The 19,787-nt window shown below is 52.9% G+C and carries 19 protein-coding genes and 1 pseudogene; 13 read left to right on the forward strand and 7 right to left on the reverse strand.

Going from position 1 to position 19,787, the window contains the following annotated elements; translation table 11 throughout:
* Window positions 1–56: 56 nt before the first annotated feature.
* From aroK to BZK42_RS29300, 8 genes and pseudogenes are all read left to right on the forward strand, one after another.
* Entirely contained in the window at window positions 57–578 is a 522-nt protein-coding gene (gene aroK, locus BZK42_RS13925) for a shikimate kinase AroK (RefSeq protein WP_003023552.1), read from the forward strand.
* A gap of 57 nt (window positions 579–635) precedes the next feature.
* On the forward strand, window positions 636–1,724 hold the full coding sequence (gene aroB, locus BZK42_RS13930; RefSeq protein ID WP_016154788.1) for a 3-dehydroquinate synthase: 1,089 nt from the start codon (window positions 636–638) through the stop codon (window positions 1,722–1,724).
* Between the two features lie 96 nt (window positions 1,725–1,820).
* The gene (gene damX / locus BZK42_RS13935; protein WP_075848121.1) at window positions 1,821–3,107 is read left to right on the forward strand and encodes a cell division protein DamX; all 1,287 of its coding nucleotides are present in this window, start codon (window positions 1,821–1,823) and stop codon (window positions 3,105–3,107) included.
* A gap of 117 nt (window positions 3,108–3,224) precedes the next feature.
* A complete protein-coding gene (dam, locus tag BZK42_RS13940) occupies window positions 3,225–4,061 on the forward strand; it encodes an adenine-specific DNA-methyltransferase (RefSeq protein ID WP_016154786.1) in 837 nt (278 codons plus the stop codon).
* Window positions 4,062–4,078: 17 nt separating this feature from the next.
* Window positions 4,079–4,756, forward strand: coding sequence for a ribulose-phosphate 3-epimerase (gene rpe, locus BZK42_RS13945; protein WP_003023561.1), 678 nt, complete (start codon window positions 4,079–4,081; stop codon window positions 4,754–4,756).
* Window positions 4,749–5,507, forward strand: a complete 759-nt coding sequence (gph, locus tag BZK42_RS13950) for a phosphoglycolate phosphatase (protein WP_016154785.1) — start codon at window positions 4,749–4,751, stop codon at window positions 5,505–5,507. Before rpe ends, gph begins: the two co-directional genes overlap by 8 nt.
* Window positions 5,500–6,504 carry a tryptophan--tRNA ligase gene (gene trpS, locus BZK42_RS13955; protein WP_016154784.1) on the forward strand — a complete coding sequence of 335 codons (1,005 nt, stop codon included), beginning with the start codon at window positions 5,500–5,502 and terminating at the stop codon, window positions 6,502–6,504. Before gph ends, trpS begins: the two co-directional genes overlap by 8 nt.
* 158 nt (window positions 6,505–6,662) lie before the next feature.
* Window positions 6,663–6,740: pseudogene (locus tag BZK42_RS29300) on the forward strand (hypothetical protein); the annotation flags it as partial.
* A gap of 77 nt (window positions 6,741–6,817) precedes the next feature.
* Here the strand turns inward: BZK42_RS29300 and BZK42_RS13960 are convergent.
* From BZK42_RS13960 to tsgA, 6 genes are all read right to left on the reverse strand, one after another.
* A complete protein-coding gene (locus tag BZK42_RS13960) occupies window positions 6,818–6,988 on the reverse strand; it encodes a YhfL family protein (RefSeq protein WP_016154783.1) in 171 nt (56 codons plus the stop codon).
* A 311-nt stretch (window positions 6,989–7,299) separates the two neighbouring features.
* On the reverse strand, window positions 7,300–8,673 hold the full coding sequence (gene cysG / locus BZK42_RS13965; protein ID WP_016157628.1) for a siroheme synthase CysG: 1,374 nt from the start codon (window positions 8,671–8,673) through the stop codon (window positions 7,300–7,302).
* 11 nt (window positions 8,674–8,684) lie between these two features.
* A complete protein-coding gene (gene nirC, locus BZK42_RS13970) occupies window positions 8,685–9,494 on the reverse strand; it encodes a nitrite transporter NirC (protein ID WP_080859341.1) in 810 nt (269 codons plus the stop codon).
* Window positions 9,495–9,633: 139 nt separating this feature from the next.
* Complete coding sequence (gene nirD, locus BZK42_RS13975) at window positions 9,634–9,960, reverse strand: nitrite reductase small subunit NirD (RefSeq protein WP_016154780.1); 327 nt, start codon at window positions 9,958–9,960, stop codon at window positions 9,634–9,636.
* The gene (gene nirB, locus BZK42_RS13980) at window positions 9,957–12,500 is read right to left on the reverse strand and encodes an NADPH-nitrite reductase large subunit (protein WP_080859342.1); all 2,544 of its coding nucleotides are present in this window, start codon (window positions 12,498–12,500) and stop codon (window positions 9,957–9,959) included. Before nirB ends, nirD begins: the two co-directional genes overlap by 4 nt.
* Before the next feature lie 327 nt (window positions 12,501–12,827).
* Window positions 12,828–14,009, reverse strand: a complete 1,182-nt coding sequence (gene tsgA / locus BZK42_RS13985; RefSeq protein ID WP_080859343.1) for an MFS transporter TsgA — start codon at window positions 14,007–14,009, stop codon at window positions 12,828–12,830.
* Window positions 14,010–14,273: 264 nt separating this feature from the next.
* On the opposite strand from tsgA, the gene ppiA reads away from it, so the two are divergent.
* The 5 genes from ppiA to argD all read left to right on the forward strand — a co-directional run bounded on the left by ppiA (window position 14,274) and on the right by argD (window position 17,610).
* On the forward strand, window positions 14,274–14,846 hold the full coding sequence (ppiA, locus tag BZK42_RS13990) for a peptidylprolyl isomerase A (RefSeq protein WP_003023595.1): 573 nt from the start codon (window positions 14,274–14,276) through the stop codon (window positions 14,844–14,846).
* 106 nt (window positions 14,847–14,952) lie between these two features.
* Window positions 14,953–15,120 (forward strand): YhfG family protein, encoded by a 168-nt coding sequence (locus BZK42_RS13995; RefSeq protein ID WP_016157626.1) that lies wholly within the window; start codon window positions 14,953–14,955, stop codon window positions 15,118–15,120.
* Window positions 15,110–15,712, forward strand: a complete 603-nt coding sequence (locus tag BZK42_RS14000; RefSeq protein WP_080859344.1) for a putative adenosine monophosphate-protein transferase Fic — start codon at window positions 15,110–15,112, stop codon at window positions 15,710–15,712. Before BZK42_RS13995 ends, BZK42_RS14000 begins: the two co-directional genes overlap by 11 nt.
* A gap of 31 nt (window positions 15,713–15,743) precedes the next feature.
* Window positions 15,744–16,307: an aminodeoxychorismate synthase component 2 gene (gene pabA / locus BZK42_RS14005; RefSeq protein ID WP_047501474.1), complete on the forward strand. Its 564-nt coding sequence runs from the start codon at window positions 15,744–15,746 to the stop codon at window positions 16,305–16,307.
* An 85-nt stretch (window positions 16,308–16,392) separates the two neighbouring features.
* Window positions 16,393–17,610, forward strand: a complete 1,218-nt coding sequence (gene argD, locus BZK42_RS14010) for a bifunctional acetylornithine/succinyldiaminopimelate transaminase (RefSeq protein WP_046275256.1) — start codon at window positions 16,393–16,395, stop codon at window positions 17,608–17,610.
* A 42-nt stretch (window positions 17,611–17,652) separates the two neighbouring features.
* Here argD and BZK42_RS14015 read toward each other — a convergent pair whose 3' ends face one another.
* Window positions 17,653–19,740: a YccS/YhfK family putative transporter gene (locus BZK42_RS14015; protein WP_016154774.1), complete on the reverse strand. Its 2,088-nt coding sequence runs from the start codon at window positions 19,738–19,740 to the stop codon at window positions 17,653–17,655.
* Window positions 19,741–19,787: the final 47 nt, after the last annotated feature.

A 19,787-nucleotide genomic window follows, 5' to 3' on the forward strand; every position in this document is an offset into this window, starting at 1 on the left:
TGAGTGTCTGCGAAGCGGGTTTACCATTAACGAATAGTCTTAGTAGTACCGAAAAAATGGCAGAGAAACGCAATATCTTTCTGGTTGGGCCTATGGGTGCCGGAAAAAGCACTATTGGGCGCCAGTTAGCTCAACAACTCAATATGGAATTTTACGATTCTGATCAAGAGATTGAGAAACGAACCGGAGCTGATGTGGGCTGGGTCTTCGATGTAGAAGGTGAAGACGGCTTCCGTGATCGCGAAGAAAAAGTCATCAACGAGTTGACGGAAAAACAGGGTATTGTGCTGGCAACTGGCGGTGGCTCTGTTAAATCACGTGAAACACGTAACCGTCTTTCCGCGCGTGGCGTCGTGGTCTATCTTGAAACGACAATTGAAAAACAACTTGCGCGAACTCAACGTGACAAGAAACGCCCGCTGCTGCAGGTAGAATCGCCGCCTCGTGAAGTTCTGGAAGCGTTGGCTGACGAACGCAATCCTCTGTACGAAGAGATTGCTGACGTGACCATTCGCACCGACGATCAGAGCGCAAAAGTCGTAGCAAACCAGATTATTCATATGTTGGAAAGCAACTAATTCTGGCTGAATACACACTCGTCTGCGGGTACAAGTAACTAAGGTGGATGTCGCGTAATGGAGAGGATTACAGTCACTCTCGGGGAACGTAGTTACCCTATCACCATCGCGGCTGGTTTGTTTAATGAGCCAGCTTCATTCTTACCGCTGAAATCGGGCGATCAGGTTATGTTGGTGACCAACGAAACCCTGGCTCCCCTTTATCTCGATAAGGTTCGCGGCGTACTTGAACAGGCGGGTGTTAACGTTGATAGCGTTATCCTTCCCGATGGCGAGCAGTATAAAAGCCTGACGGTTCTGGATACGGTTTTCACTGCGTTACTGCAAAAACCGCACGGTCGTGATACCACGTTAGTCGCACTTGGCGGCGGCGTGATAGGCGATCTGACCGGTTTTGCGGCAGCCAGCTATCAGCGTGGTGTTCGTTTTATTCAAGTCCCGACAACCCTGTTGTCGCAGGTCGACTCCTCCGTTGGCGGCAAAACCGCCGTAAACCATCCCCTCGGTAAAAACATGATTGGCGCGTTTTACCAACCGGCGTCCGTGGTGGTGGATCTCGATTGTCTGAAAACGCTTCCTGCGCGTGAGCTGGCATCGGGGCTGGCGGAAGTGATCAAATACGGCATCATCCTTGACGGTGAATTTTTCAGTTGGCTGGAAGAAAATCTGGATGCGTTATTGCGTCTGGATGGTCCGGCGATGGCGTACTGTATTCGTCGTTGTTGTGAGCTGAAAGCAGAAGTTGTCGCAGCGGACGAGCGTGAAATGGGCTTACGTGCTTTACTGAATCTGGGACACACGTTTGGCCATGCGATCGAAGCTGAAATGGGTTATGGCAATTGGTTACATGGTGAAGCCGTTGCAGCAGGTATGGTAATGGCTGCTCGTACGTCAGAACGCCTTGGACAGTTTACCTCCGCTGATACGCAGCGCATCATTACGCTGCTGCAGCGAGCGGGCTTGCCGGTCAATGGACCGCGTGAAATGTCCAGCGAGGCTTATCTGCCGCACATGCTGCGAGATAAAAAAGTGTTAGCGGGAGAGATTCGTTTAGTGCTTCCGCTGGCATTAGGGAAGAGTGAAGTGCGCGGCGGAGTGTCGCACGAGGTGGTTCTTAACGCTATTGCTGATTGCCAGCCGGCGTAACAACAAGAAAGGTCTGGCTTGCGTTGCGAAACGTAGGTCTTTTAGCTTCAGGTTATGTGCAAAGTCGTAAGCATTAACCTTTGAGTGGGGTGTTAAATGGATGAATTCAAACCAGAAGACGAGCTGAAACCCGATCCCAGCGATCGTCGTACTGGTCGTTCTCGTCAATCGTCTGAACGTGATAATGAGCCGCAAATCAATTTTGATGATGTTGATCTGGATGCTGACGATCGCCGTCCTGCGCGCGCACGTAAAGAGCGTGAAGAAGAACGGGACATTGAAGAAGAGTATGAGTCTGATGACGATGACGTGGATGAAGAGCGTGTAGAACGCCGTCCGCGCAAGCGTAAGAAACCCGCCAGCAAGCCTGCCTCTCGTCAGTATATGATGATGGGGGTCGGTGTCCTGGTGCTGTTGCTGCTGATCATCGGTATCGGTTCTGCGCTGAAAGCCCCCTCATCATCTCCCAGTGAGCAGGCTGGATCTGGCGAGAAGAGCATTGATCTTTCTGGCAACAACGCGACGGATCAGGCGAGCACGACTACGCCTGCAACAGGCGCTGAGCAGACCGCTGGCAATACCCAGCAGGATGTTTCCCTACCGCCGATTTCCTCTACCCCAACTCAAGGTCAGACACCTGCGGCAACTGAAGGCCAGCAGCGTGTTGAAGTGCAGGGCGATCTGAACAACGCTCTGACGCAACCGCAAGGCCAGGAGCAGGTTAACAATGTAGTGGTTAACTCTACGCTGCCGACCGAACCTGCGACCGTTGCGCCAGTTCGTAATGGTAATGCTGTGCGCCAGACTGCGAAAACGGAAACGACTGAACGCCCTGCTGCGACACACCAGGAACGTAAACAGGCCGTTATTGAGCCGAAGAGCAAACCGCAAACTACGGTGAAAGCGACGCAGACAGAGCCGAAACCTGTTGCTCAGGCAAAACCAACTGCAACTGCGCCGACGACCACAACCAAGGCACCTGTGGTTACCGCTACGCCGAAGGCGACCGTTGAGCCGAAAGCTACCGCGACTACAACGCCTGCGCCAACTGCGACGGCAACAACGTCAACACCTGTTGCTGGTGGAGCGAAAAGTGCAGGAAATGTCGGAGCGTTAAAATCTGCGCCGTCCAGCCATTACACGCTGCAACTCAGCAGTTCTTCTAACTACGACAACCTTAACGGTTGGGCGAAGAAAGAAAACCTGAAGAACTACGTGGTGTATCAGACGACGCGTAACGGTCAACCGTGGTATGTTCTGGTAACAGGCGTGTATGCGTCTAAAGAAGATGCGAAACGTGCAGTGTCTACGCTACCCGCCGATATTCAGGCGAAAAATCCGTGGGCAAAACCGCTGCACCAGGTTCAGGCCGATTTGAAGTAAGATAGGATATGTTCTGCAATGGTTTGCTGTTTCGCCCAATTGCGGGACAAAGACTAAAGCGCAGGATGCTGTCGGAGCTTTCTCCACAGCCGGAGAAGGTGTAATTAGTTAGTCAGCATGAAAAAAAATCGCGCTTTTTTGAAATGGGCAGGGGGAAAATACCCCCTGCTTGATGATATCAAACGGCATTTACCTCAGGGTGAATGCCTGATTGAACCTTTCGTGGGTGCCGGGTCGGTGTTTCTCAACACCGACTTTTCTCGTTATATTCTTGCCGATATCAACAGCGACCTCATCAGTCTCTATAACATCGTGAAGACACGTACCGATGAGTATGTGCAGGCTTCGCGTGAGCTGTTTATGCCTGAAACTAATCAGGCTGAGGTGTACTATCGGTTCAGAGAAGAATTTAATGCCAGTCAGGATCCGTTCCGCCGTGCAGTGCTGTTCTTGTATCTGAACCGCTTTGGTTACAACGGATTGTGCCGTTATAACCTGCGCGGCGAGTTTAATGTACCGTTTGGTCGTTATAAAAAACCTTACTTCCCGGAAGCCGAGTTGTACCATTTTGCTGAAAAAGCGCAGAATGCGGAGTTCCATTGTCTCTCCTATGAAGAGTGCATGGACCGTGCGGATAGCAACTCTGTGGTCTATTGTGACCCGCCTTATGCACCGCTTTCGGCGACGGCAAATTTCACCGCGTATCATACCAACAGCTTTAGCCCAAAAGAGCAGGCACATCTGGCCGAGATGGCAGAAAAGCTGGTCAGTAAGCAGATCCCGGTGTTAATTTCGAACCATGACACGCCCGATACCCGCGAATGGTACCGATCGGCGAAACATTTTCAGGTCAAAGTGCGGCGCAGCATTAGCAGCAATGGCGGCACGCGTAAAAAGGTGAACGAACTGCTGGCACTGTATAAACCAGGAGTTGTAACGCCTGCGAAGAAATAATTCTCAAGGAGAAGCGGATGAAACAGTATTTGATCGCCCCCTCAATTCTGTCGGCTGATTTTGCCCGCCTGGGTGAGGACACCGCGAGAGCGCTGACTGCCGGTGCCGATGTCGTACACTTCGATGTCATGGACAATCACTACGTACCGAACCTGACCATCGGCCCGATGGTACTGAAATCGCTGCGTAAATATGGCATTACTGCCCCGATTGACGTTCATCTGATGGTGAAACCGGTCGATCGTATTGTCCCGGACTTCGCCGCCGCCGGCGCGAGCATCATTACCTTTCACCCGGAAGCCTCCGAGCACGTCGATCGCACTTTACAGCTGATCAAAGAGCATGGCTGTAAAGCGGGCCTGGTGTTTAACCCGGCAACACCGCTGAGCTATCTGGACTACGTCATGGATAAGCTCGATGTGATCCTGCTGATGTCCGTTAACCCAGGTTTTGGCGGGCAGTCCTTTATCCCACAAACGCTGGATAAGCTGCGCGAAGTGCGTCGTCGTATTGATGAATCTGGCTACGATATCCGCCTCGAAGTGGACGGCGGCGTCAAGGTGAACAACATTGGTGAAATCGCGGCGGCGGGTGCAGATATGTTTGTCGCAGGCTCTGCTATTTTCGACCAACCAGACTACAAAAAAGTCATTGATGAAATGCGCAATGAACTGGCGAAGGTAAGTCATGGATAAGTTTCAGGATATTCGGGGCGTTGCATTTGACCTCGACGGTACGCTGGTCGACAGCGCGCCGGGATTAACCGCAGCGGTGGATATGGCGCTGTATGCGCTGGAACTGCCGATTGCCGGTGAAGAACGCGTTATCACCTGGATTGGCAACGGTGCAGATGTACTGATGGAGCGCGCGTTGGCGTGGTCGCGTCAGGAGCGCGCCACACTACGTAAGACAATGGGTAAACCGCCCGTTGATGATGATATCCCTGCCGAAGAACAGGTGCGTATTTTGCGTAAGCTGTTCGACAGATACTACGGCGATGTCGCAGAAGAGGGGACATTCCTGTTCCCTGATGTTGCCGACACGCTGGGCGCGATGCATGCGAAAGGATTGCCGCTGGGTCTGGTGACCAACAAACCGACCCCGTTTGTCGCGCCATTGCTTGAGGCGTTAGATATCGCCAAATACTTTAGCGTGGTCATCGGTGGTGACGACGTGCAGAATAAAAAACCGCATCCGGATCCGCTACTGCTGGTAGCAAGCAAGCTTGGCATCAAGCCGGAGCAATTGCTCTTCGTAGGGGATTCACGTAATGATATTCAGGCGGCAAAAGCTGCTGGCTGTCCGTCCGTTGGCCTGACTTATGGCTACAACTACGGCGAGTCGATCGCGCTGAGCCAACCCGACGTTATTTACGACCGTATTAATGAACTACTGCCCGTTCTCGGGCTTCCGCATAGCGAAAATCAGGAATCAAAAAATGACTAAGCCCATCGTTTTTAGTGGCGCACAGCCCTCAGGTGAATTGACCATTGGCAACTATATGGGTGCGCTGCGTCAGTGGGTGAGCATGCAGGATGACTACCATTGCATCTACTGCATCGTTGACCAACATGCCATCACCGTTCGTCAGGATGCTCAGCAGTTGCGTAAAGCAACGCTCGATACGCTGGCGCTGTATCTGGCATGCGGTATCGATCCTGAAAAAAGCACCATTTTCGTCCAGTCTCATGTACCGGAACACGCACAGTTAGGTTGGGCGCTGAACTGCTACACCTATTTCGGCGAGCTGAGCCGTATGACCCAGTTCAAAGACAAATCCGCACGCTATGCGGAGAACATCAACGCCGGTCTGTTTGATTATCCGGTGCTGATGGCGGCAGACATCCTGTTGTATCAGACCAACCAGGTACCGGTTGGCGAAGATCAGAAACAGCATCTGGAACTAAGCCGCGATATCGCCCAGCGCTTCAACGCCCTGTATGGCGACATCTTCAAAGTGCCTGAGCCGTTCATTCCTAAATCCGGTGCGCGCGTGATGTCGCTACTGGAGCCGACGAAGAAAATGTCCAAGTCGGATGACAACCGCAACAACGTGATCGGCCTGCTGGAAGATCCGAAATCCGTGGTTAAGAAAATCAAACGTGCGATGACCGACTCCGAAGAGCCGCCTGTTGTACGCTACGACGTGCAGAATAAAGCGGGTGTTTCCAACCTGCTGGATATCCTCTCTGCCGTTACCGGCCAGAGCATTCCGGAGCTGGAACAACACTTTGAAGGCAAGATGTATGGTCATCTGAAAGGTGAAGTCGCAGAGGCCGTTTCCGGCATGCTGACCGAGCTTCAGGAGCGTTATCACCGTTTCCGTAACGATGAAGCTTTCCTGCAGCAGGTGATGAAAGATGGCGCTGAAAAAGCCAGCGCACGCGCGTCTGTTACGCTGAAAGCGGTTTACGAAGCGATTGGTTTTGTCGCCAAGCCGTAATGCGCTCTGCGTTGCTGAAGAAACCGGGTTCTACCCGGTTTTTTTTCGCCTGTTCGCTGGTGAATCTCAAAAAATATGAAGCGCCTCACCGTTTGCATATTTCCTTATATCAATCAATTTAATGAAGATATAAATATTCAATTTACTGAGAATATAAAATGCGTCGGATATTTATCAAGAGAGAGGAGGGACTGACAACCCTGGCCCGCTACTTGCTCGGCGAGAAGTGCGGTAACGTGTGAATGAGCATTTAACCTATAAATATAAAAACCGGGGATTTCCCGGTTTTTTTGTATTTGCGCAATCGCTTCTGTTACAGATCTGCAGCCGGGCCACAGCCACCAATAATTTTAGAAATAGAAATTGCCGGATGCAGGAAGTAATCGTAGGTGCAGTTATCTTTTTTGTTATCGACATGACCAGTACACGCGGTCAGCGTAGCCAGAACACCAGCAACGATAGTGATTTTTGCAAATTTCAGCATGTTAAAATCCTTGTAAGATATCTATTTTTAAATGGATGAAATCCATTTCTCGGCGGTTAAGATATCAACTAAAATAAACTTAAAGTAGTCCGGATTAGGACATAACAAGTTTTATATAAAATATGCTTTCAATAAATTTAAATGTTTTAAAAATACATTTAATTAATGATTGACGGTCGGGCTACTGAGGCGAGTATATAGCGTGTATCGGTTTTTGATTTATTTCTATCGGAAGATAAATAAATGCCCTGAATATGAACTGTCCAACTTTATGGGGGCAGTCCAACATCAGGGCATTTTTCAGCGTTAAATTAATGGTTCGAGAACCAGTTCAGCTTATCGCGTAGTCCAACCACGCGGCCGACGATAATCAGCGCCGGGCTTTCAACCTGCTGCGCCAGTTCGCCGAGTTGCGAAAGCACCCCGTTAACAACGCGTTGCTTCACGGAGGTACCGTTTTCTACCAGCGCGACAGACATATCGGGTTGCATGCCAAATTCGATCAGTTTTTCCTGGATAGTCGCCGCCTGATTGAGGCCCATGTAGAACACCAGCGTCTGTTTCTCTGCCGCCAGGTTTTCCCAGTCCAGCTCGCCGCCGGTTTTCAGGTGCCCGGTGACCAGACGTACACTCTGGGCGTAATCACGATGGGTCAGTGGAATGCCGGAATAGGCGGAACAACCGGATGCTGCGGTAATACCTGGCACAACGGAGAATGGAATACCGGCATGGCACAGGGTTTCCAGCTCTTCGCCACCACGGCCAAAGATGAACGGGTCGCCACCTTTCAGGCGCACGACGCGTTTGCCCTGTTGCGCTTCACGCAGCAGGATCTGGTTAATTTCTTCCTGCGGTACACAGTGGTAGCCCGCGCGTTTACCGACGAACACCCGGTCGGCATCGCGGCGTACAAGGTTCATGATGTCGTCGGATACCAGACGGTCATAAACCACGACATCCGCTTGCTGGATCTGCTGTAGACCTTTCAGCGTCAGCAGCCCGGCATCGCCAGGACCGGCGCCAACCAGCACTACTTCGCCTCGATGGTCCAACGGTTCACTGAGCAACTGCTCGGTGGTTTCCTCGACGGCTTTCTGGTCACTGTTCGCCAGCGACTGCGCCAGGCGGTCATTCACGAACAATTTTTCCCAGAAGCGGCGACGTTCACCCATGCTGGCAAACTGTTCTTTCACTCGGGCGCGTAACTTGCCTGCATATTGCGCGACCTGGCCCAGATGCTGAGGCAGCACAGATTCAAGTCTTTCACGTAGCAGACGGGCAAGCACCGGCGATGTACCGCCGGAGGAGACCGCCACCATCAGCGGCGAGCGGTCGATAATGGAGGGCATGATAAAACTGGCTGCTTTTGGCGCATCGACCACGTTGCAGAAAATACGACGTGATTCTGCGGCGGTGCTGACGCTTTGGTTGACGGCATCGTCATCGGTGGCGGCAATAGCCAGCCAGCAGGTGTCGAGCAGGGACTCGTCGAACGGTCCCTCAACCAGCGTCAGCATGCCTTCATCTGCCCATACGGTGAACTGCGGAATAAACGCCAGCGCATTAACCGTTATACGGGCGCCCGCTTCCAGCAGTAACCGCGCTTTGCGTTCTGCGACATCACCACCGCCGACGATCAAGCAGTCGCGGTCACGTAGTTGACAAAATATAGGCAAATGATCCACGACATTACCCCTTAATTATTGGCAGTAGCCTCTGGCTGGTTGATTTTTGCCGGAACAGGACGCTCCGATTTTGGCGTAGCATACCAATAACCCAATCCCATGAATACGACACCGGACAAAGTATTACCGAGTGTCACCCACAACAGGTTATGACCAATTCCTGACAGGGTATAGGCTTCGCTGTGGTGACCGAACCAGGAGAGGGCAAACAGCGTCATGTTGGCAACCGAGTGCTCGTAACCGGAAGCGATAAACGCCAGCAGACACCACCAGATAGCGAGGAATTTTGCTGCGCCCTCGGTACGAATTGCCATCCAGATTGCCAGACAAACCAACCAGTTACACAGTGCGCCTTTAAAGAACAGCACCGTTGCTGGCGCGGTGGTTTTCGCCAACGCCACCGAATGGACGATGCTGGTATCGACCGGCAGCAGGCTACCGCCGCCCCAACTGTAAAGCAGAGCGACAAACACGGATCCGACCAGGTTACCCAGCCAGGTTTTTGGCAGGATTGCCCACATCTGACCGTGACTGATGGTGCCCGCTTTAACGCCAAGCGTCAGGAACATCGTGTGTCCGGTGAACAGTTCAGAACCGGCGATAATAACCAGCGTTAAGGCAATACCAAAGGTTGCACCCATTACCAGAGGACGAACGGACGGGTCGAGCAGATTACCGAGGGTGAAAATAAGAATGATGCCGAGACCGACGTAGGCCCCCGCCATTGCCGAACTGACCCAGAATCCGAGCGGGTTATTAGCCGAGAGGCGTGCGATGCGCGCAGCGTTAGCCGCACACTTATTAATAGTGTCTGTGAACATGTGTTGATTATCCTTGAAGTACAAACAATAAAAAGAAATCGTAACCGTAGGCCGGATAGCGCTACGCTTATCAGGCCTACAAATAAAAGACCTACAAATACGTCAAAAAAGGGGAGGCGTTGCGCCTCCCAAAAAGTTATTAACCGCGCAGTTGCACCGTGCCGTCTTTCACTCGGGCTTCGTAATGTTTCACGGAGAACTGTTCGTCTTCCATGCACAGACCATCGCTTAAGCGAAAGCGCTGTTTTTTCAGCGGGCTGGCGACCCACAATTCGCCCTGATGTTCAGCAATCAGCCCACGAGAAAGCACGCTGGACTCGAAGAACGGGTCGATGTTGCTGATCGCAAACACCTGGTCGCTGTGATACGGGCGGAAAATCGCAACTTGCTCGCTACCTAACAGGGCGCAGACGCCTGTTGCAGGCAGAATGTCATCGATTTTGCAGATGTTTTTCCACTGGCTCATGCGTTTTCCTCCACCAGAGTCACCGGGATACGCTCATAGGGCGTGGCCGGACGATGTTGTTCACGTTCAGGAAAAACCTGGACATTCGGATCGCGTTGATCGCTGTTGATAAAGTGTTTGAAGCGAACCTGTGCGGATGGGGTGTTAACCGTCTCTGTCCACTCGCAGACCACCGCTTCACGCAGACGGGCCATCTCTTCTTCCAGGTGCTGGTTCAGCCCCAGTTTGTCGTCGATGATGACCGATTTCAGATATTCGATACCGCCTTCCAGGTTGTCTAACCATGGTGCGGTTCGGGTCAGTTTGTCGGCGGTACGGATGTAGAACATCATGAAACGATCAAGGTATTTGAGCAGCGTTTCGCGGTCGATATCCGCTGCCAGCAGGTCTGCATGACGAGGTTTCATCCCGCCGTTACCGCAAACGTACAAGTTCCAGCCTTTCTCAGTGGCGATGATACCCACGTCTTTGCCTTGAGCTTCCGCACATTCACGGGTACAGCCGGAGACGCCGAATTTCATTTTGTGCGGGGTACGAATGCCTTTGTAGCGGTTTTCCAGCTCCACGCCGAATCCGACGCTATCGCCGACGCCATAACGGCACCAGGTACTGCCTACGCAGGTTTTCGCCATACGCAGGGCTTTAGCGTATGCGTGACCGGTTTCAAAGCCCGCTTCAATCAGCTGACGCCAGATTTCCGGCAGGTCATCTTTTTGCGCGCCGAACAGGCCGATACGCTGAGAACCGGTGATTTTGGTATACAGGTTAAATTCACGCGCGATACGGCCCACGGCCACCAGGCCTTCAGGAGTAATTTCTCCGCCCGCGGAGCGCGGGATCACGGAGTAGGTACCGTCTTTCTGGATGTTCGCCAGGAAGTTGTCGTTAGTGTCCTGCAGCGGCGTGTGCTGTGGTTTGAGGATGTACTCATTCCAGCAGGAGGCCAGCAGGGAACCTACGGTTGGTTTACACACTTCACAGCCGTAGCCTTTCCCGTGTTTTGCCAGCAGCTCTTCGAAGGTTTTAATTCCTTCTACACGGATCAGATGGAACAGTTCCTGACGCGAGTACGGGAAGTGTTCACACAGGTTGTTGTTAACTTCGATCCCCTGTTTCGCCAGTTCAGCGTTCAGGACCTGCGTTACCAACGGGATACACCCGCCGCAGCCGGTACCAGCTTTGGTTTCAGCTTTCAGCGCCGCAACGGTGTGGCAGCCTTTGTTGATAGCGGCGATCAGCATGCCTTTGGTGACGTCGAAGCAGGAGCAAATCTGCGCGCTGTCCGGCAGTTTATCGACACCGATAGACGGCTTACCGCTGCCCGCGTGAGCTGGCAGAATCAGTGAGTCTGGGTTTTCCGGCAGTTCGATGGCGTTCAGTACCAGCTGCAGCAGGTTGCCGTAATCGCTGGTGTCACCGACTAAAACCGCCCCGAGCAGGGTTTTGTTATCTTCGCTAACGATGAGGCGTTTGTAGACTTCTTTGCTTTCGTCGAGATAGACGTAGCTACGGGCGCCCGGCGTGCGCGCATGCGCGTCGCCAATCCCGCCGACGTCAACACCGAGCAGCTTCAGCTTGGCGCTCAGATCCGCGCCTTCAAAGGCGTTTTCGGTTTCGAGAATATGGTCAACGGCAACCTGCGCCATTTTGTAGCCTGGAGCGACCAGACCATACACGCGGTTGTTCCAGCTGGCGCATTCGCCGATGGCATAAATGTCCGGATCAGAAGTCTGGCAGGTATCGTTAATCACAATACCACCGCGCGGCGCAACGTCGAGGCCGCATTGGGTGGCCAGTTTGTCGCGTGGGCGAATACCGGTAGAAAAGACGATGAAATCGACTTCCAGTTCGCTACCGTCGGCAAAACGCATGGTTTTGCGCGCTTCGGTGCCTTCCTGGACGATCTCTTTAGTGTTTTTGCTGGTGTGGACACGCACGCCCATGCTTTCAATTTTGCGACGTAACTGCTCGCCACCCATGTGATCCAGCTGTTCGGCCATCAGCATCGGGGCAAATTCAATCACGTGGGTTTCAACGCCGAGGCTTTTCAGCGCACCGGCGGCTTCCAGACCCAGGAGGCCACCGCCGACGACGGCACCGCGTTTGCTACGGCGCGCGCAAGATTCAATGGCGTTGAGGTCTTCGATGGTGCGGTAAACGAAGCAGTCTTGGGTTTCCGAACCTTTAATCGGTGGGATCCACGGATAAGAGCCTGTCGCCATGATCAGCTTATCGTAATAGACCGTACGACCCGCGCTGGAGTGGATCACCTTCTCCTGGCGGTTGATGGTGATTGCGCGCTCGCCCACTAACACCTTAACGCCATGCTTCTCGTAGAATCCTTCACGCACCAGAGAAAGTTCTTCGGCGGTGTGGTGGGAGAAGTAGGACGACAGGTGGACACGGTCGTACGCTTTGCGGGGTTCTTCACAGAAGACGGTAATATCAAAATTGGCAGCGTCGGATTTATCAAGAAGATCCTCAATAAAGCGATGGCCGACCATACCATTACCGATAATAGCGAGTCTGACTTTGCTCATTTTTGCCTCGATTTCTTTTCTATTACTGCCTACCTTAACGATTCAGCAACCCCGCTTATTGATGCAAATCAAATTCGCCTTTATATACTCCTTAAGAGGTATATAGCTGATTTAACTGCATTTTTATAAGTTACGGAATTAACAGGCTTTTCGTATTTGTATAAATAGCGTACAAATTAAGGGGTTTTTGTAAGAATTGGCCTACAGCATCAGAGAAAGAAGAGGGCGCGGGAATAGGCCGGAGGGCGTCTGCGCCTTATCCGGCCTACAAACAGCTTGTCTTGTAGGCCGGATAAGATGCGTTAGCATCGCCATCCGGCACTCAGATTAATGTGTTGCGGGTGCGTTATGCTGGCGATGACGCGTGACGAACCCAAGAATAAAGCACATCACGAATACGACCGCATACAAGCCGTTAGCCGTCTGCAATGCCGCCAGCGGACCGCTGTGCGCCACGATAGGGCCAGTGACCACGAAGGTGAGCATAGTACCGATGGTGCCACAGGTCAGAACGAAGTTAACCAGTTTAGGTGATGCGACCTTCGTCTGCAGGGAGCCGAGGGTAATGATGGTGGTATAAATCGCGCTGGAGAAGAAGCCCAACGTCAGAATGAACCACGGCATATGCTCCGGCGTACCGGTGATAAACAGATACATCAGGACGGTAGCCACACCCGCCAGTACGGTCAGGATGCGCTGCAAATCGAAGAAACGCAGGATAAAGCTAAATGCCCACATGCCAACCATGTAAGACATCCAGAAGTCGCTGACCAGTTTACCTGCGTCGTTCAGGCTCATGCCCAGACTTTTGGCGTATTCCGGCACCCAGGAGATAAAGCCCAACTGACCGAGGATGTAGCACAGCGCGGCGATCGCCAGGAACAGCACGCTAATGCCCCATTTTTCTTTTACCACTGGCGCGTCCGGTTGCTGCGCGTGTTTACCCAGCGCCGGGAATTCGCAGCCGAAGGTCAGCAGGAAAATGGCGACGTATACCAGGCCGATGCAGGCATAAACCCAATACCATTCGATGCTGCGCGCTAACAGGAATGCTGCCACCATCGGGAAAATCATGCCGGCCATGCTGAAGAAGGAGTCAGTAAACAGCAGGCGGGAACCGCGCTGGCGACCTTCGTACATCTGAGTCACCAGGAACGTACCAATCGACATGGTGATACCGCTCACCAGACCCAGTACAAACATGGCGGCTGAGAACAAGGCCAGGCTATGGCTGAGCATCAGTCCGGCGACCGCCAGAACCATCAGGATAAAGCCAAAGCGCAACTGGGTTTTCAGTGGCACAATTTCCATCAGCCATGCATTCAGAAAAATAGAGATCAGAATGCCGGCATTCAGAAAGGTGAAGGTGTTACTCATACTGGAAACGGGCAAATGGAAGTAATCTGCGATGTTTCCCATCACCATCCCGGTGACAATTACCAACGCGCCTGTCAGGGCGTAGGAGAGAAAGCTAATCCATGTGAGCTTGATGCGATTGCTGTTAGTCATGACTGGCCTGTATAGAAGTGTTAGGCGCATTGACTGCGCCGTGAGCGGGCAGATTTTAGGCGCTTTAGTGATGCATTTAAATGTTTATTGGTAATTACTTGCTACGTTACATTTTTTTATGTGATCTAGATCGCATTGAATCTTGAGGCTATAAGGTTACATTTGTTTCAAGTACGTAAAATTAAGTAAAGGGATGGCCTTGTTCTTGAAGGCTCTTTAGAATCAATTCACTTGCTTCATTTCTGCTCTTGTTAAGGAATTCTCATGCTCAAATCGACTCTGGCGGCTGTTGCAGCTGTTCTCGCTCTTTCTGCTCTTTCTCCCGCAGCACTGGCAGCAAAAGGTGACCCGCATGTCCTGCTGACAACCTCTGCCGGTAACATTGAGCTGGAGCTGAACAGTCAGAAAGCCCCGGTTTCAGTGCAAAACTTTGTCGATTATGTCAACAGCGGTTTCTATAACAACACCACGTTCCACCGCGTGATCCCTGGCTTCATGGTGCAGGGCGGCGGTTTTACCGAGCAGATGCAGCAGAAGAAACCTAACCCGCCAATCAAGAATGAAGCTGATAACGGACTGCGTAATACCCGCGGCACGATTGCCATGGCGCGTACAGCAGATAAAGACAGCGCGACCAGCCAGTTCTTTATCAACATTGCAGACAATGCGTTCCTCGATCACGGCCAGCGCGACTTTGGGTATGCGGTCTTCGGTAAAGTTGTGAAAGGTATGGATGTCGCGGATAAGATCTCTCAGGTGCAGACCCATGATGTTGGTCCTTACCAGAATGTCCCGTCAAAACCGATTGTTATCCTGTCTGCCAAAGTCCTGCCGTAAACGTCTTTTGCGCGGGCAGTTCTTGTCCGCGTTCTTCCCCTTCTCTGCGTAACCTGAAATTGCCGCTTATACTTGTGGCAAGTGTCGGCTCATTCAGGGAGGTCACGTGAAAAAACTCACCGATAAACAAAAGTCCAGACTCTGGGAACAACGGCGAAATGCCAATTTCCAGGCCAGTCGGCGGTTGGAAGGGGTAGATATTCCACGGGTAACTCTGAGCACGGAAGACGCCCTGGCGCGTCTTGAAGAGTTGAGGGGGCACTATGAGCGATAAATTCGGTGATGGACGCGATCCCTATTTGTATCCGGGCCTGAATGTCATGCGTAACCGTCTGGGGATTCATCAGGCGCAGCGCCTGGCGCAGGCGGCGTATGAACTGACGGCGCTGCGTGCGGCCACTATCGAATTAGGCCCGCTTAAACGGGGCTTGCCGCATCTGTGCGCCATTCATCGCCAACTGTATCGGGATATTTTTGACTGGGCGGGACATCTGCGAGAAGTGGATATTTACCAGGGCGATACCCGCTTTTGTCATTTCGCTTATATCGAGAAAGAGGGCAATGCGCTGATGCAGGACCTGGAAGACGAGTCCTGGTTGGTGGGGTTACCGGAAGATAAGTTTGTGGATCGTCTTGCGCACTATTATTGCGAAATCAACATGCTGCATCCGTTTCGTATTGGCAGCGGTCTGGCGCAGCGAATTTTCTTCGAACAGTTAGCGATTCATGCTGGGTATATGTTGAGCTGGGATGACATTCCGGTTGAGGAGTGGAACCTGGCTAATCAGAGTGGGGCGATGGGTGACCTGTCTGCGCTTCGGGCGATATTTCGTAAAGTGGTAAGCGAAGCCCCGGAAACTGAGTAGAATAGCGCGGTTCTTATGTACCGGAGCCGCCATGATCCTGCTTATCGATAACTATGATTCTTTTACCTGGAACCTGTACCAATACTTCTGCGAACTGGGCGCTGATGTCCTTGTCAGGCGCAACGACGAACTGACGCTGGCGCAAATCGACGCGCTAAGCCCACAAAAAATCGTAATATCCCCAGGCCCCTGCACGCCGGATGACGCTGGTATCTCATTGGATGTTATTCGTCATTTCGCGGGCAAGACGCCCCTGCTGGGTGTTTGTCTGGGACATCAGGCTATGGCGCAGGCCTTTGGCGCGACAGTGGTTCGGGCAGCTCAAGTGATGCACGGTAAAACCTCGCCAATTACGCATAACGGGCAGGGTGTTTTTCAGGGGCTCGCCAACCCATTAACGGTGACGCGCTACCATTCTCTGGTGGTTGCCCCCGCGACGCTTCCTGACTGCTTTGAGGTGACGGCCTGGAGTGAAACGCAGGAGATTATGGGCATTCGTCACCGCGAGTGGGATATGGAAGGTGTGCAGTTTCACCCGGAGAGTATTCTCAGCGAACAGGGGCATCAACTGCTGGCTAATTTCCTCAATCGGTGATTTGTGGTTGCTATTCAGTGATTTTTTATTCATATTTTGTGATTATAATTTCACTAACATTTCTGCTTAACAGGGTGGCAATGACATGGCAACTGAACAAACTGCAATTACGCGCGCGACATTCGATGAAGTGATTCTGCCGATTTATGCACCGGCTGAGTTTATCCCGGTAAAAGGGAAAGGGAGTCGAGTCTGGGATCAACAGGGCAAAGAGTATGTTGATTTCGCGGGCGGCATTGCAGTTACTGCACTAGGGCATTGCCATCCGGCCCTGGTGGAGGCGTTAAAAACCCAGGGTGAAACCCTGTGGCATACCAGCAACGTTTTCACCAACGAACCGGCGTTGCGCCTGGGCCGTAAAATCATTGATGCGACCTTCGCCGAGCGCGTGCTGTTCATGAATTCGGGTACCGAAGCTAACGAAACCGCCTTTAAGCTGGCGCGCCACTATGCCTGCGTGCGCCATAGCCCGTTCAAAACCAAAATCATTGCCTTCCATAATGCGTTTCACGGTCGTTCGCTGTTTACCGTGTCCGTCGGCGGGCAGCCGAAATACTCTGACGGCTTTGGACCAAAACCAGCAGATATCATCCATGTACCGTTTAACGATCTGCATGCGGTCAAAGCGGTGATGGACGATCACACCTGTGCAGTGGTGGTTGAGCCTATTCAGGGGGAGGGTGGCGTCACTGCGGCAACGCCGGAATTCCTGCAAGGTTTGCGTGAACTTTGCGACCAACACCAGGCGCTATTGGTATTGGATGAAGTGCAGAGCGGGATGGGCCGTACCGGCGATCTGTTTGCCTATATGCACTACGGCGTGACGCCGGATATCCTCACCAGCGCGAAGGCTCTCGGCGGCGGCTTCCCGGTGAGCGCGGTGCTGACCACCCAAGAGATTGCCTCCGCATTTCACGTGGGTTCGCACGGTTCCACTTATGGTGGCAATCCGCTGGCCTGCGCAGTTGCGGGGGCCGCGTTTGATATCATCAACACGCCGGAAGTGTTGGAAGGTATTCAGGCTAAACGTCAGGCGTTTGTCCAACATTTGCACAAAATTGATCAACAGTTCGACATTTTCAGCGATATTCGCGGGATGGGGCTGCTGATTGGCGCCGAGCTGAAGCCGCAGTTTAAAGGCCGGGCGCGCGATTTCCTGTATGCCGCCGCGCACGAAGGGGTGATGGTACTCAACGCCGGACCGGACGTGATGCGTTTCGCGCCGTCGCTGGTAGTTGAGCAGGCGGATATCGATGAAGGGATGCAGCGTTTCGCACAAGCGGTAGCGAAAGTCGTTGCCTGATTACCTGTTGCCGGATAAGCACAGCGCATCCGGCAGTCGATCTTAACCTTTCATGTCCCGCAGACGGCGGCTCAGCCAGATTCCGTGGTGCGGTCGCTGACGCCATGCTACCGACGAAATGGTGTGCATGGTGTTCAGATGCCCCAGTATCCGTTGCAGATGCTGCTCAAGGGTGCTTAACGGACCGTGGGACAGCATCTCTGGCGCTTCGAGAATATTCACATCGCCTGAGCTTCCCGGTCCGTCATATTCCAGCCGCTGCTGACAGCGCTGGAGCGCAATTTCACAGGATTCCAGATACCGCTGCGCTAAATCCGGCGTCAGCATTGTATGTTCCCTTGCCAGTGTGGTCATCGCGTTGATGTGCTCGACGATGAACTGGCTATGCGTGACCCACAGTTTCATGTCCGCCAGGTAGTGCGAGTTGAATCCTGGCTCCTGCATCGCCTGGTTCAGTGAGTTGAACAACGTGTTATGCGCCTGATTGACCCGCATGCGTTGATACGCCAGCGGCGTGGCCTGCGGATCGTTACTGAGGATCAGGCGAATGGCCTCCTGATCGGCTTCTAACGCATCATGGGCGTTCTTACGCAGCAGGCCGCTCTGCCACTGCGGCCACAGCCAGAGTGTACCGCCAAAGGCGATTAAGCAGCCAATAACCGTATCGACAAACCGCGGCACGATAAACTGCTCTCCGTTCAGCGTCAGCAGTTGCAGGGTGTATACCGCCGTGACCGTAAAGCCGACGGTAGCCCAGCCGTAGTTTTTGCGCATGATCAGATAGCTACCCAGGGTAATCAGCAGCATGCCTGCCAGCGTGTAACCTTCCTGAATATGAAAGTGCAGGGTGACCCCGGCAATGACCAGTCCAACGAGCGTTCCTGCTGAACGGTGTAAAATACGTACCCGGGTTGCTCCGTAGCCATTTTGCGTGACGAACAGGATCGTCATCAAAATCCAGTAAGGCTTTGGCAGGTGTAAAGCGCTGCCCATCAGGCTGGCGATACTCAGCATGACACTGATGCGTCCAGCATTACGCAGCGCTGGCGATTTCAACGACAGATAGTTTTTCAGGGCCGGGATCAGCGGCAACCGACGCTGCTTGTCCGCCATTAAATCTCGGGCGTACAGCGGTCGCTGGGTGCGTAGCACGCGGGCAATACGGCTGAAGTGCCAGTAGCAAAATTGTCCCACCGGATTGTCCGGGTGCTGGTTGGCGATTTTCTCCAGCGTGCCAATCTGCTTGTCCATCGAGAAACGGGTCGGCAAGCGGTGATACAAAATATCATCGGCCAGTACCCGGAGGCGTTCGGCGACGGTGCGCGCATTCCAGCGAATCACCTGTTCGGCGTGGCTACGTTCGACCAGCTTTTGCACCTCTTCCGGCTGGTGGAGGCTGACGGAAATATGCTCCTGCAAGTCCAGTGCCTCCTGAAAGGCACGCAGCAGGCGCTTGTAATCGTTGTTGCGATGCGCCGACAGCATATGCATTTGCTGGTAGCACTGGGTAATCAGATCCACCGCTTTCTGCTGGCGAACCAGCAGGGGAGGTAGCGCTTTTTCCGGATCGGCATGCTGGGTCAGCAGGCTGTACTTGGCCTCACAGTAATCGGCTAATTCACGGTACAACAAGCTGAGCGATTCACGGAGCGGCTGCTCGCGCCACATCCAGAACCAGAACCAGTTGAACAGGCCGTACCATAACGTGCCCAGCGCATAGATCAGCAACGGTTCCCAGACGGGCATGTTCCCGACCAGGCTTAGCGTGAAAATCGCGGCGATAAGTGAGGCCGGTAACAGTCGGGCATGCAGAGGGCTTAGCTCGGCGGTTACGCCAAGAATCAGCGTCAGTCCGGTGAGGATAAGCGGCAGCGGTATGGCCTGTGCCAGCAGCAACTGCATGATCAGACTGCAACCGGCAAACAAAGACGCGCCAATAGCTAAACGTTTGAAAAAGCGCTTGTGCGGGGTATCAAGGCCGGCAATGTTGCAACAGGCAGGGACCAGGGAGAAGAGGAGTCCCAGATGAAGCTGACCGATGATCAGACCAACAGCCACAGGTAAACATAGCACCAGCGTCTGCCGTAGTGCGTAGTTGATCTCTGGATGGTATATCAGTCTTCGCCACATCGGTGTAAACAAAAGTGGCGCATCACTGAGTAACGCGCCACTTCGAT

Origin of the sequence: Citrobacter braakii, from assembly GCF_002075345.1 — a bacterium.
Lineage (GTDB): Bacteria > Pseudomonadota > Gammaproteobacteria > Enterobacterales > Enterobacteriaceae > Citrobacter > Citrobacter braakii.